Raw genomic sequence first — 16,152 nt, forward strand, 5'->3', positions numbered from 1 at the left:
AGAAGAAAATATGGGTAACTCTAAACAAATTCTAGGAACCCCATGGTTTGTAAAAGGAGATATTAATGGATTTTTCGGACTGTTTAGTAATGTGTTAACAAACTTCCTTGCTGCAATAGGACTGCTTGTTGCCATTAACATGCCGAGAGATATTGTATATGGGCATATCGTTCCGGCAGCAGCGCTTACCATTGGGATTGGCGGAATCTTTTTCGCTATTCAGGCTAGACGAAAATCATTGAGAGAAAACCGTGATGATGTTACTGCACTGCCATATGGGTTAAGTGTACCACATTATTTTGTTGTATCGTTTGCTGTCATGCTACCGGTATATGCCAACACCCAAGATTGGGTGCTGGCATGGTCAGTAGGTATTGCTTGGAATTTAGTCCAAGGAATTATCATGACATTAGGCGCCTTTGTTGGCCCTTATATTCAAAAATATATCCCGCGTAGCGCCTTGTTAGGCTCTTTGGCTGGTATTGCTCTAACGTATATTGCTATGAATCCAATGGGAGAAATATTTACTACACCTTATATTGGACTGATAACATTAGTCATTGTTCTTGCTGGATGGTTAGCACATAAAAAATTACCTGGTAATATTCCAGCTGGATTATTGGCGATATTAATTGGAATGATCCTTGCTTGGGTAACTGGGTACATGGATGTAGCTGCTGTAAAAGAGGCTGCTAGTGGCTTCTCCCTTGCATACCCTAGCTTTGCACTCGGACATTTAGCTGAAGGCTTTGCTTATTTATCACCATTTTTAGCTGCTGCTATACCTTTAGCAATTTATGATTTTCTTGAAAGTTTGGATAATATCGAGAGTGCTGAAGTTGGTGGAGATAAATACCCTACGACTTTATCACTGCTTGTTCCAGGGGTATTAACCCTTTTTGGAGCAGCACTTGGAAGTGTTTTTCCAACCATTATTTATATCGGTCATCCAGGTTGGAAAAAGGCTGGCGCTCGTGTAGGCTATTCGATGGCGACAGGCGTTGGTGTTATCATTATTTCCTTTATCGGTTTATTGCCATTAATGATGTCCATTATTCCGTTAGTTGCCCTACTTCCAATCCTTGTATATATTACAATGACGATTGGTACCCAAGCTTACAGTACAGCAAAAGTAGAACATATGCCGGCGATGTTCTTAGGGTTAACTCCCTTTGTAGCAAGTTATATTATTCAGCAGGTTGACAATGCTTTAGCCGCAGCAGGTACGGATGCAGCTACAGTAGGCTTTGATGTACTTGCCAATAATGGTATTAAATATGTTGGTTGGGATACGCTAGGATCTTCTGATATTCTCGTATCGATGATGTTAATTACAATTGTCATATTTTTAATTGATAAAAAGTATAAACTTGCCGCTATATATAGCTTTGTAGCTGCTGCTCTATCCTTTGTTGGCTTGATTCATGCTCCTGAAATTGGTTTTGGTGCAGGTCAGACAGGTGCATTAGGCTATCTTGCAATGGGGATTACTTTACTAGCGCTTTACTTCTATCGTGATAAAGATGAATTAAAGGAGCTTAAGTCATAATCAATTGGTGATTGTATGAAAAATAAACTTTGCCAAATTCATGTAATGGATAAGCATTTACTTGATTGGTTCAACCAACTTCAAACAGGTGAACAAATTGGAAATGTTCACAGTGTTTTTGACAAGGTGATCAATTTCATTTCCAATGATGGCAGCATGCTTTTTTCTCTAGCAAAAGACCGAATTATTCAAGCTCCAAAAATGATGAAAACAACAGATGAAATTAGCTTTAATGCTATGTGTTCATCTATAAAACCTAGTAATCCGGTCGTTAAAGTTGGTGGAAAAGCGATTCAAATAAAAGGCTGGCAATGGAGCTATATGTCTTCAGAACACTGGGAAAGGGAGATTTCATCCCTTTCCCAAGTGAAACCAGCTTTATCAGAGTCACATTTAGCCTATATCGATGCATTTATCCAGGCAAATGGTCGAAACGGTGGACTGTTATCTGCCTGGAAGCATGTGATTGGGCGAAGTGAAACGGTAAGTGGAAGCAGCATCGTTAATATTTATTTTCAACCTTTTGTTAAGGGGTTTAAAACCATTACAGAAGAAATAGAAAACCAACAACTCGAAAAATTTATGTTTTGTTTTGCCGGTTTAGGGGTTGGATTAACGCCATCAGGCGATGATTTCCTTACTGGTTTACTGGCAACATGGCATTACTTCGGTTTTTCTTTATATCAGGATTTTATGAGCAATGGCAACGTTAATTTATCCATTTTAAAAAGAAGAACAACAGATATTAGTTATTTTATGTTAGAAAATTGCTGTTTCGGTTATGTTAATGACGCTTTACTCGACTTACTTGAACATATTCATCATCATCCAACGAAGCCATTACAGCAAGTCCTATCTATTGGTTCAACTTCCGGGACCGATATGTTAATCGGCGTAAGCTTTGCATACCGGCAATTATTAAAGCAGCGAATTCTGCTTGAGGATTAGGTTGGAATTGTACCTTTTCTGACTGTTGCGAAGCCAGTTTAACCCTCGTATTCAGTAAATGGCAGATGACTTTACAACATAAAAAATCAATAGGAAACGAAAATCGTTAATATCAGGAACTAGACTCTATTAACGCATTTTTAACTTTCATTCATATAAGGAGGAATTTCGAATGGCTTCAATTGTAAAAGTAATACCAAATACGTACCATGATTCCGTTACATTAATGTCTTTATCTGGAAAAATTAAAAAGTATGATGGTGTCGAACAAGCTGTTGTGTCAATGGCTACACAAATGAATAAAGAGCTATTAAATAATATAGGGTTAATGACAGAAAAAGTACAGACTGCAACAGAAAATGATCTCATTATCGCTGTAAAAGCGGATTCCGATGAGCGTGTAGAAGAAGTTATCGGACTTATTGAAACAGAATTAACTGCAAAAAAATCTAAAAAAGAAAAAAACGGTAACCAGCCAGTTAAAACCATTCATGCAGCTTTAAATGCGATGCCAGAAGCGAATATGGCGATTATATCCGTTCCGGGCGAGTATGCTGCGCGAGAGGCTAGACAAGTATTAAAGCAAGGAATGCACGTCATGCTTTTCAGTGACAATGTTTCGATCGAGGATGAAAGATCACTAAAAGAATTAGGCAGAGAAAAAGGTTTATTTGTCATGGGGCCTGACTGTGGAACAGCAATTATTAATCATACTGGTTTATGTTTTGCAAATAAGGTGAGTGAAGGAGAAATAGGCCTTGTAGCTGCTTCAGGTACAGGATTACAAGAGGTTACAGTGCAAATTGACAAGCTTGGCTATGGGATTACACAAGCAATTGGAACAGGAGGTCGTGATCTTCATGAGGAGATTGGCGGAATCATGATGCTTCAAGGGCTTAAAGCGTTGGAAGCTGATGAAAAAACAAAAGTAATCACATTAATTTCTAAGCCGCCAGCTCCAAAAGTTCAGGAAAAAATTCTAGCTGAGGTTAAAAAATGTCAAAAGCCAGTAGTTGTCTGTTTCTTAGATGGTGATGCACATGAAGTTGAAGAGGCTGGGGCTGTATTTTCTCCGACTTTAATTGATGCTGCACGTCAAGCGGTTAAATTGATCGATCCAGAAAGCGAGACCGATTCAGAAGTTGATAAAACAGCTTCTAGTTGGGCGAAAGCAGAACAGAAAAAAATAGCAAATTCGCAACAATATATTAGAGGGCTTTTCTGTGGTGGTACTTTAACTTCAGAAGCATTATCACTCATTCGTGATGCTGGATTAAAAGTAAAAAGTAATGTTGCCAAAAAACAAGCAGAAAAGCTAAATGACGTTCATACGAGTACAGGTCATACCTTACTTGATTTAGGTGATGATGATTTTACGAAAGGCAAACCACACCCAATGATTGATCCAAGCTTAAGAAATGAACGAATTGTTGCAGAGGCTAAAGATCCTGAAACAGCCGTATTGTTACTGGACTTTGAATTGGGATATGGTTCACATGAAGATCCAGTTGGGGTCAGTCTAGATGCAATTCAAGAAGCTAAACAAATGGCTACACAAGCTGGAAGGTATTTACCAGTTGTTGCATATATATGTGGAACTTCTAAAGATAAGCAAGACTATCAACAACAAGAAAAGAAACTCAAAGCTATGGGTGTTTATGTAGCTGACAGTAATGCGATGGCAACTAAAATTGCAACCATGCTTGTTAAGGAGGTAAATTAACATGAGTAACATCCAAGATCTATTTAACGAAAAGCTGCATGTTATTAATATCGGTACGTCAACATTTAAAGATGATTTGGATTTACAAGGAACAGAAGCAATTCAATTCGATTGGCAGCCACCTGCCGGAGGAAATATGGAATTAATTCATGCATTAGACTATTTCCAAGACAATGAAAGAATAGATAATGCGAATAAAGAAGCGGTTTCCCGAATAAAAGCGGCTCATCCATTTTTAGTAGATATTGATCTAGCTAAAAACGTAATTCCAAGAATGCATAGCAACATGATTCTTCATGCTGGTCCTCCAATTGCATGGGAAAATATGGCTGGTCCAGTTCAAGGAGCCATAATCGGAGCATTAATTTACGAAGGGCTAGCGAATAATGAGGAAGAAGCAAAAGCTTTAGTTGCAAACGGTGAAATTGAGTTTGCTCCGTGTCATGAGCATTCAGCTGTAGGACCAATGGCAGGTATTGTGTCCCCCTCCATGCCAGTGCATGTTGTTGAAAACAGAACTCATGGAAATAAAGCATATTGTACAGTAAACGAAGGATTAGGAAAAGTGCTACGATTTGGTGCTTTTTCCGAGGATGTTATTCAGCGCTTGAAATGGATCAAAGACGTTTATGCAAAAGCATTGAAAAAAGCATTGGCATTAAGCGATGGCATTGATCTTAAATCAATAACTGCCCAAGCATTGCATATGGGTGATGAATGTCATAATCGTAATAAAGCTTCTACCAGTCTTTTTTATCGTGAAATTACCGATTACTTTTTACAAACGGATTTAGATACAGAACAATTGCGTGAGGTGATGCAATTTATTAAGGATAATGAACATTACTATCTAAACCTTTCTATGCCGGCTTGTAAAGCTGCTTTAGATGCAGGTCACGGGGTTCCTTATTCTACAGTTGTCACTACGATGGCGCGAAATGGTGTAGAATTTGGCATTCGCGTTAGCGGGCTTGGTGAACGGGAGTGGTTTACTGCACCAGCTAATTTTGTAAAGGGACTATTTTTCCCTGGTTTCTCAGAAGACGATGCTGCACCTGACCTTGGGGATAGTGCGATTACAGAAACGATGGGAATTGGCGGTTTTGCAATGGGTGGATCTCCAGCAATTGTTCAATTTGTTGGTGGTGAAGTAGCAGATGCCATTCATTACAGTGAACAAATGTATGATATTACAGTTAGTGAAAACAGTAATTTCTCCATTCCAACACTAGACTTTCGCGGTACTGCATTTGGAATAGACGTATTAAAAGTCATTGAGACGGGAATTTTACCTGTTATCAATACTGGAATGGCTAGTAAAATTGCCGGTGTTGGTCAAATTGGCGCAGGTATTGTTCACCCACCAAAAGCATGTTTTGAAAAAGGATTAATGCGTTTTTATGAAGTTTACGGGGAGGGCGGAAATAATGGGTAAAGTGTTAATTGCTCTTGGAGGTAATGCACTTGGTAATAACCCCAAAGAACAGCTTGAGCTCGTACGAGAATCTGCTAAACCGATTGCGGATATGATTGAGCAAGGGCATCATGTAATTATTGCTCATGGCAACGGGCCGCAAGTAGGATCAATTCATATAGCATTTGATTATGGTTCCAAAACAAATACGAAAATTCCTAAAATGCCGTTTGCAGAGTGCGGAGCGATGAGTCAAGGGTATATTGGCTATCATTTACAAAATGCAATACGAGAAGAATTATTAAATCGATCCATTCATAAATCTGTATCCACCATTATTAGCCAAGTGGTAGTCGATAAGGATGATCCAGCTTTTGAAAATCCGACTAAACCAATAGGATCCTTTTTATCTAAACATGAAGCGAAAAAATTAATGAAAGAAACAAGTGATGTTTATGTGGAAGATGCTGGCAGAGGATATCGCAAAGTAATTCCTTCTCCTCTGCCAATTAAAGTAGTGGAAAAAGAAGTTATCGCTGATTTAGTAGATGCTGGACATATTGTGATTACCATAGGCGGTGGCGGTATTCCTGTAATTGAGAGGGAAGCAAATGCTTTAGAAGGAGTAGATGCGGTAATTGACAAAGATTTTGCTAGTCAGTGTCTAGCAAATGAATTAGATGTTGATTTTCTTTTTATTCTTACTGCTGTTGAGAAAATAGCGATCAATTACGGAAAGCCTAATCAACAAGATCTTGACCAAATGACAATTGCTGAAGCAAATAACTATATTGCTGAAGGACAGTTTGCACCTGGCAGCATGCTTCCTAAAGTTCAGGCTGCCATTCAATTTGTGCAGGGACGCTCAGGAAGAAAAGCAATCATCACCTCATTAAATAAAGCTAAAGAAGCGATTTTAGGTAAAACAGGTACTACGATATACAAATAATGGGGACGTAAATTTATAAACGATGAAGCTGATATAATGAAAGTCCATTGTATCAGCTTCTTTACTTATTTAGGTGATTACCCTCATTTCCGCATCGTGGATAGCTTTGGGATACAATTAAAAGATATTCGGTTTTTAAATGAGTTAAACAATATTCTTCCACAAATGATTGTAGTTAAGCAAAGTCTGTAAAAGGAACATTTCCATCATCAATGGAAGCTGATCGTACAGAAGCTGGCAAATTTTCAAATACTGAACATCTATCTATAACTGGTTAGCAATGGCAATTGTGGCAGTGCTTGAAATAATGTGATCAAATAAAGGATAAAAGCTACTATAATCGTGTCTATTGAGTTCAATGCTTGTTTAGAAGAAAACAGCTAATGCCCACAAAAGCATTAGCTGTTATTTTAAAAATTTGAATTTAAATAAAACATACAACAAAGCAGTCTATTTGCTAAGGTTTTAAAGTTAGCTTTTGTTTTGAAAATGATATTGGATATGTTCTCAAACAAAATTACATCAAAAGGGCACAGTAGTATAAATCACTTTTTTTCGGAAAGTCCAAGTGCTTTTAAATCAGCGAGAATTTGATCCATACTATCTGCTTGTACGCCATTATATTTTTTAATAGCCATTCCTTCTGGATTAACTAAGAAAAAGCTCGTTCCATGGGTAACTTGATCCTCACCTTCTGGTGGGGGAGCCACCATGCTCTTAAACGATTTAATAGAAAACTCTTTAATGGTTTGAAAATCATAGCCTGTCAAAAACGTCCAATTATCTAAATCTGCTTTATAGTCTTTGGCATACGATGTTAATACCTCTGGTGTATCATTTTCGGGATCTACACTAAAGGAAACAAATTGAATGTTTATATTTTCTTCCTTTACCTTCTGTTGTAGTTTTACCAAATTGGATGTCATAGGTATGCAGACAGACGTACAATTTGTAAAAATGAAATCAGCTACCCAATAGTCTCCCTTTAGATCCTCTAAGGACAGCTTTTCATTATCTTGTGTAGTAAAAGTGAAGTCGTTTACTTCTTCCGATATATTTGGTTCGATTTTTTCCTCTACACCCCCACAAGCAGTTAATACAATTGTTGCTGCTAGTAGAATAACCCCCAGATATTTTTTCATTTGTAACTTCCTCCCATAGATGTATCAATTTTATTCTATCAATTTATTTGGTTGACTGCTCGTAAGTTGTATTTATCCCCTTAAGACAACTTAATTACAGTGATTCTTATGATTTTAGTAAATGAAAAGTTTTGCTAACATGAGCCCAAGCCAGCTCATTTTAAGTAACTCATAAAGATAGATATAACAATTAATAACAAATTAAAACATAGTTTAACGAAATTGTATTAACGAATAAAAAGGATATCAATATCAATATGTGAAGGAAAGATGACAACTGCGTGATATTTTATGAATTCTTTGTAAAATTTTATTCCGCATCTATAGTACAGTATGTTTTTTCTCTTCAAGAGCAATAGGGAACAAAAAGAATTACAAGCAGGAAATAAAGGTACACTTATATGCCCGATTCGTTTAGGTTAACAGGACGAGAAAAACTTCGAAAGCGACACATCGCACGCAGAAAAAGTGTTCTTCTTTTTTAAGGACAGATTTGCTACGGTAGCGACACATCGCGGCTTTTCAAGGATGAGAAAAACTGCTGTAGCAATACATCACGGTTTTAAAAGGACGTTGATCTTAGCCTTGATCTGCTTTTTGCATAGATAAAAGCCCTAATGAATGAAGGTCAATTTATAAATAACCAGTAAAAAGCAAAGGAGAAAGTCATTTGTTCATACCTTCCCCCTAAATTATTTGTGATCATAAATACTATAATTTTATACGACGAAACATATCTCGAACATCGAATAGGCTATCTGCAATTTTATAAGCTTTTGTTTTCATTTCTTGATTAGGTGAAACTAAATCAGGAATGACGATGCATTTTATTCCAGCAGCATATGCCGCTCTTAAGCCATTTGGAGAGTCCTCCAGAACAAGAGCAGTATCAGGCTTCTCTCCAGCTCGACGACATGCCTCAATAAAAATATCAGGATTTGGTTTACCTCGTTCTACTTCTTCACCACTCATATAAAAATCGAAACGATCCGTTAATTCATTCATTGTTAAGTAATGTTTAATGGTTGTCAGTGAGCTAGATGAAGCAACGCATTTTTTGATATGAAGTTCATCTAATATATCGAGCAGTTCATGTACTCCCGGCATTATGCCAACACCTTCTGTTTCTACGATATGCTGAAATTCTTTTAGATAATTTTCCGTTACAAGGCTTAAGGAAAAATCATCCCCGTATACACCTTGCAGTATTTTTTCCTCTTCTTGAACTCCTGATCCAATAACTAAACTATATATATCCATAGATAGTTGATAGCCAGCTTGACCCATCGCTTTTTTTAAAGCCTTATAAGCAATACGCTCCGTATCAAAAAGCAGGCCATCCATATCAAAAATAACTTGACGAATCTTGTTCATTAACTTCTCTCCTTGTTGTATAGTTAGAACTTCCATAAACAGTCCTACACAGCTGTAAAACCACCCTTATTATAACAGTGAAGCTTAATTACATCTATTAAAATCATCGATCCTTAACTACAAGAAGGAAAGAAAAAGTAGAATATGACTAGAGAGTATTGTTAAAAACGATTAACTGGGTATGCTATAGATAACTTTTTATTCATGATCTACTAATAGGAGGCAAAAAAATGAAAAAAATTGCTAAGGAAAGATGTATCTTAACGATGTCCCCGAACAATAAACCGGTCGAAACAGCGGCTTCAGGTGAAACAATCTTATTTGAAGCCTATGACTGTTTTAGTAATCAGATTAAGAACGAAAGTGATAAATTTAGTTCTGTTGGCTGGGACAAAATTAATCCGGCAACTGGCCCTTTGTATGTAGAAGGTGCAGAACCTGGGGATACGCTTAAGATAGAGATACTTGATATTAAGATTAGAGATCAAGGCGTTATGACGTGTTCCTAAAATGGGAGTACTTGGAGAGAGGATAGCAGCAGAAAAAACAAAAATCATCGCTGTTGAAAATGGCTATGCCAATTTTAATGAAAAATTAAAACTGCCAATTAAACCGATGATTGGTGTTATTGGGACTGCTCCCCGTAATGAGGAGGTACCAACTGGAACACCGAAAGACCATGGTGGTAATATGGATTGTAAGCGGATATGCAAAGGAGCTACGCTTTATTTACCAGTAAATGTAGATGGGGCACTTTTGGCAATGGGGGACGCACATGCTGGGGAGATGGCGAGGTAGTCATCTGTGGCTTGGAAATACCTGCTGAAATTACTGTTAAAGTTAGTATTATTAAAGGACAGCCTTATCCGCTACCTTTTTTAGCTGACCCAGATCATGTAATGACAATTGCTTCTGCCGAGACACTGGACAAAGCGACAGGGGAAGCAACCAAAAATATGCACACTTTTCTTGTTAACGAATTAAAAATGGATAGCGATGAAGCAGCTATGTTTCTATCAGTAGGGGCAGATCTGAAAATTTGTCAAATTGTTGACCCGCTGATGACATCAAGAATGGAGCTTCCAGTATGGGTATTAGAAAAATATAATTATGTATTGAAATAAAGATGTTATTCGTTGTGAGTAAAGATAGAGTTGAGTTTATAAGGGGAAGGATCTCCCTTTAAGATGAATGGTGATCAATCACAGTCAGCTTATTTACTGGGTTTTATGGAAGAAGATTTAAAGATATTCTTTGGTGAAAAACTTTTTTCAAGTTCCTTACGTTAAAATTGTAAAATTTGGACTTCAGTTAGGAAACTGGCAGTTAGCATATGTAGAAAAAGAAAAACGGTTACTAACGGAAGAAGAACGAAAAGAAATCAATGGTCAACTACTGGATAATATGGAAAAAAATACGAAAGCAATTTTTAAGGAAAAAGCATGTGTAAACATTTCCCTAAGAATGTTGTGTCAGCATTCCCCTGTTGTAGGGGCATGTTGCTTTTATCCCGGATGTAAGGATCCGTACTTTTCTCAATTCAAAAATGTGCAAATGATATTAAGAACATGATGAGAAAAACGGCTCCTAAACCCCCGATTCGCTCAAAGGCCTTTAGGTCATACCCTTGCGGTACTAACATTCAAGGAGAAAAGCACTCCTTGAATGAAGTTTCCCTTTATCCCGGATGTAAGGATCCGTACTTTTCTCAATTCAAAAATATGCAAATGATGTTGCGAACATGATGAGAAAAACGGCTCCTAAATCCCCGATTCGTTCAAAGGCCTTTAGGTCATACCCTTGCGGTACTAACATTCAAGGAGAAAAGCACTCCTTGAATGAAGTTCCTTTATCCCGTCAGAAGCTCTGCCGTTGGTACAACGTTACTAGCTAAGCGCTTGCGCTTTTGATCCTGCAATCAGTCTCATTGTATGTAATTGACCACTGTGATTTGCTTCATGAAAAACAGCTACTTTTGCTAGACCGCCAATCGTTTCCTGCCCTAAAAACGGCTTCTCCAATTTTGTAGCAAAGTAATCAGGCTGTAAGTCCATAACCCGTCTTAGTTGGTCTTTGAGTTGATCTTTTAGTTCAGCTAGACTTGGTACTTCCTCTGGCCAATCAGCTGGTTTTGTTCCATTTCCAAATAGGGAAACATAGTTTTCCGGTAAATGAGCTGACTGATTAGGAAATCCGAATAAAAATTGTTCAGCAACGGTTAAAATATGTCCGATTTGCCAGCGGATGGTGTTATTTAATCCTTCTAGCTGTACATCGATGAGAGATTCATCCAGTTTATCCATTTCCATTAATAGCATATTTCGGTTAAATGCAAATTGTTCAACTAAAGTTTGACTCATGTTCATCCCCCTTAAAGATCATTATGAAATTAGTATAACAAACCTTTACTTAGAAAACAGTTTTAAAGGGTGTTCAAAAAGGAGGATAAAAGGGGACAAGGTCGACAAAGGTCTCAAGCATCTATGTTGCAAAGTCGACACGAGCATCTTCTATTTAGTTGAAGTTCGAGACGGCGCAGTTTTGGATAGCGGGCTTGTGTATTGACTGCTTCATTTCCTACAGAACGTGGGCGCTTTTAGTAGAAGAGCTTTTATTAATTTAGTTATATGAGCACTCATATAGCTTCCTCAAGACCCATTCCCACGTGGGAGCTGCACTTATACTTGAACTTAAAAATTTTTAAATACGTTGAATGAACTTCACGCTAAAATTTTATACATTCTAATGTACGAAGAATTTCGTTCGCGCTTCTTACCGACTTTTATAAATAACCTTCTATGGGAAATGTTTATATTATGAGCGTTCTAGCTTCACTGTATAAGTAAAGTCGGCTAATAAATTGCAATTCTCATAGCCAGACTTTTTAGTGAAAAATTACGATAATAGCAATGACTTTACATATCACTTATAATCATGTAAAGTATGGGTAAGTAATATTCTAAAATATTTAATAATAATATATTTTCACTAGGGGTGCCATTGGATAATGGCTGAGATCAACGTATGACGTTGGGACTCTTTGAACCTGATCTGGATGAAGTACCAGCGGAGGAAAGTGACAGTTGACTAGTATCTTTAAATTAGTCTTTGAATCTATGACTATGTATGTCGCTTTTTCCTAAACCGGAGAAAGCGGCATTTTTATTTTACTACAGGAAAGTATAAAACTTTAGGCTTTATCGTATAAGAAAAACACTGAGGTGTAGTATGAAACTAATTGCAGTTACTGATGGAAAAATGGCAGAAGCGGAGTTAATAAAAACGGTGCAAGCTATCGCTCCTTATGTTAATTTTATTATTTTAAGAGAAAAGCAGAAATCGCCGCGAGCGTACTTAGCGTTTGTGAATCGTTTATTAGCTGCCGGAGTGCCTAAGGACCGTCTCTGTATCCATGAACATGCTGTAATTTGTGCCATAACAGGTGTAAACAGGCTCCATTTACCGGAAAACAGCTTGCCTGTAAATAAAATTAAACAACTATTTCCATCATTAACGATAGGTGTTTCTGTTCATACTTTACCAAAAGCTGTGGAGGCAGGGCAAAATGGTGCAGATTATGTCATGTATGGGCATGTTTATGCTACTGCTAGTAAAAAAGGAATGGAGCCTAGAGGAATAAAGCAATTAGAAAAAATTATTTCCTCTGTTTATCTTCCGGTTATAGCAATTGGCGGCATTAATGTAACAAAAATTGAAGAACTAGCACAAGTGAATACTGATGGAATAGCTGTTATGTCAGCTGTTTTTTCTCAAGAAAATCCACTAGAAGCTGTGAAGATACTAAGAGAGGTGGTTAGTAAAAGTGAACAATCATCATGAAGTACTTATTGTTGGCGGAGGGGTAATTGGACATAGTATTTCCTATTATTTAAATAAAAATGGCGTATCTGCAACGGTTATGGAGAAAGGAGAAAGTGGTCACCAAGCAACTCGGGCCGCTGCAGGTATGCTTGGTGTTCACACAGAAAATAAACGTTCTGGGGAGTTTTATCGCTTTTGTAAGGAAAGCAGAGATTTATATAAAAGTTTAAGGCAGGAATTGTATAAGCTTACTTCCATCGATATACAACTTACCTCTTTTGGTATGCTAGAAGTAGCTTTGAAGAAAGTGAAGCTCAAAAGCTCTTGGAAAAACAACTAGCCTTTTCTGAATTAGAATGGCTTGAAAGAGCAGAATTAAAAGAGAAGTTTCTGTCGTTACCGTCTAAAGTGGTAGGAGCATTGTATATAAAAGAGGATGGGCATGTAGAATCTACACGAGTGTGTGAAGCGTTTAAACAAGCAGCCCTTCAATTAGGGGGTGGGGTTATAGAAAACTGTCATGTAGTAACGATTCAAAAAGCGAAAGCAACATTCGTCCTAACAACAAATAAAGGATCGTTTACGGCTGACCAAGTAGTTATTGCAACAGGTGCAGATAGTGAACGTTGGTTTACAACTTTTGATCTACCAAATCCAATGATACCAATGAAAGGAGAATGTTTTTCAATCAAACCGAAAAAACAGGAGATAAAAGAGACGTTATTCTTTCATGATTTTTATCTTGTACCAAAACTGGATGGTCGTTATATTATTGGAGCAACTTCTGTTCCGAATGATCAAACTAGCGATGCTTCTGTAGGCGGAATATATGAGCTGATGCAATGTTTATTTTCGGTATTTCCTCAATTACAGCCCGAAGCGCTTCAATCTGTTTGGTCAGGAATTCGACCCGGAACAAAAGACGGTCTGCCAATTATCGGAGAGCATCCTAATTATTCCGGGTTATTTTATGCAACGGGACATTACCGAAATGGTGTTTTACTAGCTCCGGCAACAGGCAAATTGGTAAAGGAGTTAATGATTGATAAGCAAGTTTCCACTCCAGTTTTAGGTTTAATATCACCAGAAAGAGTTGTTTATCAAGAAGTACTATAAAAATAAGGCACTGATTATAGAGAGTGTACTAATAAAGAGAGGAGCTTTTCATGAATATCCGTGTAAATGGTCAAACAATTCATTTTCCTAAAGAAAAGATGACCATTATCGATTTGCTTTCCAGCTATCAATTGCAAGAAAAAATAGCAGTCGTTGAACGAAACAAAGAGATTGTTTCAAAAGAAGCGTATCGACAGACAGAACTTAAAGATGGGGATACGATTGAAATCGTTCATTTTGTTGGAGGAGGTTAAGTTATGTTAAAAATAGGGGATAAGACGTTTCAATCCAGGTTATTGCTAGGTACTGGAAAATATCCAAACTTCCAAGTACAAAAAGAAGCTGTTGCAGTTTCAGATACAGAAATACTAACTTTTGCAGTAAGAAGAATGAACATTTTTGATCCAAATGAGCCGAATTTGTTAGAAGAACTGGATTTAAAAAAGTATACCTTGTTGCCAAATACCGCTGGAGCAAAAACAGCCGAGGAAGCAGTTCGGATTGCACATTTAGCAAAAGCATCCGGACTATGTGACATGATTAAGGTAGAAATTATTGGCTGTGAGAGGACGTTGTTGCCAGATCCGTTTGAAACGTTAAAAGCATCGAAACAGCTTGTAGATGAAGGATTTACTGTGCTGACATATACGTCAGATGATGTCGTGCTGGCAAAACGTCTAGAAGAAGCAGGGGTTCACGCGGTAATGCCGGCAGCTTCACCAATAGGCTCTGGTCAAGGAGTTGTAAACCCACTTTACTTACAATTTATTATCGAGCAGGCAGAGATCCCTGTTATTGTCGATGCAGGTATTGGTGCTCCAAGTGATGCCGCCTACGCTATGGAACTTGGGGCAGACGGTATCCTATTAAATACAGCAGTCTCTGGTGCCAAGAATCCTGCGAAAATGGCTGAAGCAATGAAGTTAGCGGTGGAGTCAGGTCGACTTGGATATGAAGCAGGTCGCATAGCAAAAAAGGAGTATGCAACAAAAAGCAGTCCAGAAGCGGCGATGATGGAATGATTTCAGAACGATATTCTCGTCAACAATTGTTTGCACCAATTGGGATGGAAGGCCAAGATCAGCTGGCAAAAAAGCATGTTCTAATTGTAGGTGCCGGGGCATTAGGAAGTGCAAATGGTGAGATGCTAGCAAGGGCTGGGATTGGAAAAATTACGATCATTGATCGGGATTATATTGAATGGAGTAATTTGAGCAGACAACAGCTTTATACCGAAGAAGATGCCAGACTTTCTCGGACTAAAGCAAAAGCAGCAGAATTAAGATTAAAAGCAATTAATTCAACGATTTCGATTAAAGGAATTGCTGATGAATTTGAACCAGAAAAAGCAGAGAGATTACTAGAACAGGTAGATTTTGTAATTGACGGGACAGATAATTTCAATACAAGGTTTATCATCAATGATGCTTGTGCAAAATCAAACATTTCTTGGGTATACGGCGGGTGTTTAACAAGCAATGGTATTGTTTTACCAATTGTACCTAGAAAAACGCCTTGCCTAAATTGCCTTGTTGATAAACTTCCACAAGAAGGGAGAACCTGTGATACAGTGGGAATTATAGCACCAGCCGTTCAAATTACAGCGAGCTATCAAACAGCGGAATGCTTGAAATATTTAACAGGTCATGAAATGTCACAAGAAATGCTTCATTTTGATGTGTGGGAGCGGACATATGCCTCAATTAATGTGAGTAAGTTAATGGATCCTAATTGTCCGTCTTGTTCCAAACAAGCTACCTACCCTTATTTAACTAAGCAACAAGGAATGCAAACGGCTATCTTATGTGGAAGAGATACTGTGCAGGTACGACCAAATCAAGTGAAAAGTATGTCTATTTTTGCATTAACGAAGCAATTAAAGCCGCTTGTAGATTCCATTAGAGATAATGGAGAGTTGCTTATGTTTACGATTGAAAATACACGTTTTGTCGTTTTTAAAGACGGTCGCACGTTGATTCATGGGGTAAACGATGTCCAGAAAGCTAGGAAATTGTATCAACGGTATATTGGAGCGTAAATGGAAAAGTCCTAAAGCAATGACATGTGCTTTAGGGCTTTTTACATTTAAGAAATATTGTAAAAATAAAGATCTTT

The 16,152-nt window shown here is 37.7% G+C and carries 14 protein-coding genes, 2 pseudogenes and 1 riboswitch; of the genes and pseudogenes, 13 read left to right on the top strand and 3 right to left on the bottom strand.

Features of this window, described 5'->3' with window-relative positions; all coding sequences use genetic code 11:
• The first annotated feature begins 10 nt into the window (after nucleotides 1-10).
• The 6 genes from BN1066_RS12115 to BN1066_RS20270 all read left to right on the top strand — a co-directional run bounded on the left by BN1066_RS12115 (nucleotide 11) and on the right by BN1066_RS20270 (nucleotide 6,775).
• A complete protein-coding gene (locus BN1066_RS12115; protein ID WP_077319752.1) occupies nucleotides 11-1,549 on the top strand; it encodes a SulP family inorganic anion transporter in 1,539 nt (512 codons plus the stop codon).
• 15 nt (nucleotides 1,550-1,564) lie between these two features.
• A complete protein-coding gene (locus tag BN1066_RS12120) occupies nucleotides 1,565-2,497 on the top strand; it encodes an oxamate carbamoyltransferase subunit AllH family protein (protein ID WP_077319753.1) in 933 nt (310 codons plus the stop codon).
• Between the two features lie 172 nt (nucleotides 2,498-2,669).
• Nucleotides 2,670-4,220, top strand: coding sequence for an acyl-CoA synthetase FdrA (gene fdrA, locus BN1066_RS12125; protein WP_077319754.1), 1,551 nt, complete (start codon nucleotides 2,670-2,672; stop codon nucleotides 4,218-4,220).
• Nucleotide 4,221: 1 nt separating this feature from the next.
• Nucleotides 4,222-5,655 carry a YlbE family protein gene (locus BN1066_RS12130; RefSeq protein ID WP_077319755.1) on the top strand — a complete coding sequence of 478 codons (1,434 nt, stop codon included), beginning with the start codon at nucleotides 4,222-4,224 and terminating at the stop codon, nucleotides 5,653-5,655.
• Nucleotides 5,648-6,583, top strand: coding sequence for a carbamate kinase (arcC, locus tag BN1066_RS12135; protein ID WP_077319756.1), 936 nt, complete (start codon nucleotides 5,648-5,650; stop codon nucleotides 6,581-6,583). The genes BN1066_RS12130 and arcC overlap by 8 nt, the downstream gene beginning before the upstream one ends.
• A 36-nt stretch (nucleotides 6,584-6,619) precedes the next feature.
• Nucleotides 6,620-6,775 (top strand): hypothetical protein, encoded by a 156-nt coding sequence (locus BN1066_RS20270; protein WP_179104378.1) that lies wholly within the window; start codon nucleotides 6,620-6,622, stop codon nucleotides 6,773-6,775.
• Nucleotides 6,776-7,128: 353 nt separating this feature from the next.
• On the opposite strand, the gene BN1066_RS12140 is transcribed toward BN1066_RS20270, so the two are convergent.
• Complete coding sequence (locus tag BN1066_RS12140) at nucleotides 7,129-7,725, bottom strand: SCO family protein (RefSeq protein WP_077319757.1); 597 nt, start codon at nucleotides 7,723-7,725, stop codon at nucleotides 7,129-7,131.
• 711 nt (nucleotides 7,726-8,436) lie between these two features.
• The gene (locus tag BN1066_RS12145; protein WP_179104379.1) at nucleotides 8,437-9,099 is read right to left on the bottom strand and encodes an HAD family hydrolase; all 663 of its coding nucleotides are present in this window, start codon (nucleotides 9,097-9,099) and stop codon (nucleotides 8,437-8,439) included.
• A gap of 230 nt (nucleotides 9,100-9,329) precedes the next feature.
• Here BN1066_RS12145 and BN1066_RS12150 point away from each other — a divergent pair.
• Nucleotides 9,330-10,223: pseudogene (locus BN1066_RS12150) on the top strand (acetamidase/formamidase family protein).
• A 133-nt stretch (nucleotides 10,224-10,356) separates the two neighbouring features.
• Nucleotides 10,357-10,671: a hypothetical protein gene (locus BN1066_RS12155; RefSeq protein ID WP_077319759.1), complete on the top strand. Its 315-nt coding sequence runs from the start codon at nucleotides 10,357-10,359 to the stop codon at nucleotides 10,669-10,671.
• A 314-nt stretch (nucleotides 10,672-10,985) separates the two neighbouring features.
• On the opposite strand, the gene BN1066_RS12160 is transcribed toward BN1066_RS12155, so the two are convergent.
• On the bottom strand, nucleotides 10,986-11,459 hold the full coding sequence (locus tag BN1066_RS12160) for a DinB family protein (protein ID WP_077319760.1): 474 nt from the start codon (nucleotides 11,457-11,459) through the stop codon (nucleotides 10,986-10,988).
• A 620-nt stretch (nucleotides 11,460-12,079) separates the two neighbouring features.
• A riboswitch (TPP riboswitch) is annotated at nucleotides 12,080-12,191 on the top strand.
• A 136-nt stretch (nucleotides 12,192-12,327) separates the two neighbouring features.
• Between BN1066_RS12160 and BN1066_RS12165 the strand changes: the two genes are divergently transcribed.
• The 5 genes and pseudogenes from BN1066_RS12165 (at nucleotide 12,328) to BN1066_RS12190 (ending at nucleotide 16,075) form a co-directional block, all read left to right on the top strand.
• A complete protein-coding gene (locus tag BN1066_RS12165; protein ID WP_077319761.1) occupies nucleotides 12,328-12,939 on the top strand; it encodes a thiamine phosphate synthase in 612 nt (203 codons plus the stop codon).
• Nucleotides 12,923-14,037 (top strand): annotated as a pseudogene (thiO, locus tag BN1066_RS12175) (glycine oxidase ThiO). Before BN1066_RS12165 ends, thiO begins: the two are co-directional and overlap by 17 nt.
• A 50-nt stretch (nucleotides 14,038-14,087) precedes the next feature.
• Entirely contained in the window at nucleotides 14,088-14,291 is a 204-nt protein-coding gene (thiS, locus tag BN1066_RS12180; protein ID WP_077319764.1) for a sulfur carrier protein ThiS, read from the top strand.
• A gap of 3 nt (nucleotides 14,292-14,294) precedes the next feature.
• Complete coding sequence (locus BN1066_RS12185; RefSeq protein ID WP_077319765.1) at nucleotides 14,295-15,059, top strand: thiazole synthase; 765 nt, start codon at nucleotides 14,295-14,297, stop codon at nucleotides 15,057-15,059.
• Nucleotides 15,056-16,075: a ThiF family adenylyltransferase gene (locus BN1066_RS12190; RefSeq protein WP_342745608.1), complete on the top strand. Its 1,020-nt coding sequence runs from the start codon at nucleotides 15,056-15,058 to the stop codon at nucleotides 16,073-16,075. Before BN1066_RS12185 ends, BN1066_RS12190 begins: the two co-directional genes overlap by 4 nt.
• The last annotated feature ends 77 nt before the right edge of the window (nucleotides 16,076-16,152 follow it).

The organism is Virgibacillus proomii, from assembly GCF_900162615.1.
Lineage (GTDB): Bacteria > Bacillota > Bacilli > Bacillales > Amphibacillaceae > Virgibacillus > Virgibacillus proomii.

Coding starts and splice junctions, on each gene's coding strand:
- BN1066_RS12115 (WP_077319752.1), top strand. CDS start 11: ATGGGTAACTCTAAACAAATTCTAGGAACCCCATGGTTTGTAAAAGGA.
- BN1066_RS12120 (WP_077319753.1), top strand. CDS start 1,565: ATGAAAAATAAACTTTGCCAAATTCATGTAATGGATAAGCATTTACTT.
- fdrA (WP_077319754.1), top strand. CDS start 2,670: ATGGCTTCAATTGTAAAAGTAATACCAAATACGTACCATGATTCCGTT.
- BN1066_RS12130 (WP_077319755.1), top strand. CDS start 4,222: ATGAGTAACATCCAAGATCTATTTAACGAAAAGCTGCATGTTATTAAT.
- arcC (WP_077319756.1), top strand. CDS start 5,648: ATGGGTAAAGTGTTAATTGCTCTTGGAGGTAATGCACTTGGTAATAAC.
- BN1066_RS20270 (WP_179104378.1), top strand. CDS start 6,620: ATGAAAGTCCATTGTATCAGCTTCTTTACTTATTTAGGTGATTACCCT.
- BN1066_RS12140 (WP_077319757.1), bottom strand. CDS start 7,725: ATGAAAAAATATCTGGGGGTTATTCTACTAGCAGCAACAATTGTATTA.
- BN1066_RS12145 (WP_179104379.1), bottom strand. CDS start 9,099: ATGAACAAGATTCGTCAAGTTATTTTTGATATGGATGGCCTGCTTTTT.
- BN1066_RS12160 (WP_077319760.1), bottom strand. CDS start 11,459: ATGAGTCAAACTTTAGTTGAACAATTTGCATTTAACCGAAATATGCTA.
- BN1066_RS12165 (WP_077319761.1), top strand. CDS start 12,328: ATGAAACTAATTGCAGTTACTGATGGAAAAATGGCAGAAGCGGAGTTA.
- thiS (WP_077319764.1), top strand. CDS start 14,088: ATGAATATCCGTGTAAATGGTCAAACAATTCATTTTCCTAAAGAAAAG.
- BN1066_RS12185 (WP_077319765.1), top strand. CDS start 14,295: ATGTTAAAAATAGGGGATAAGACGTTTCAATCCAGGTTATTGCTAGGT.
- BN1066_RS12190 (WP_342745608.1), top strand. CDS start 15,056: ATGATTTCAGAACGATATTCTCGTCAACAATTGTTTGCACCAATTGGG.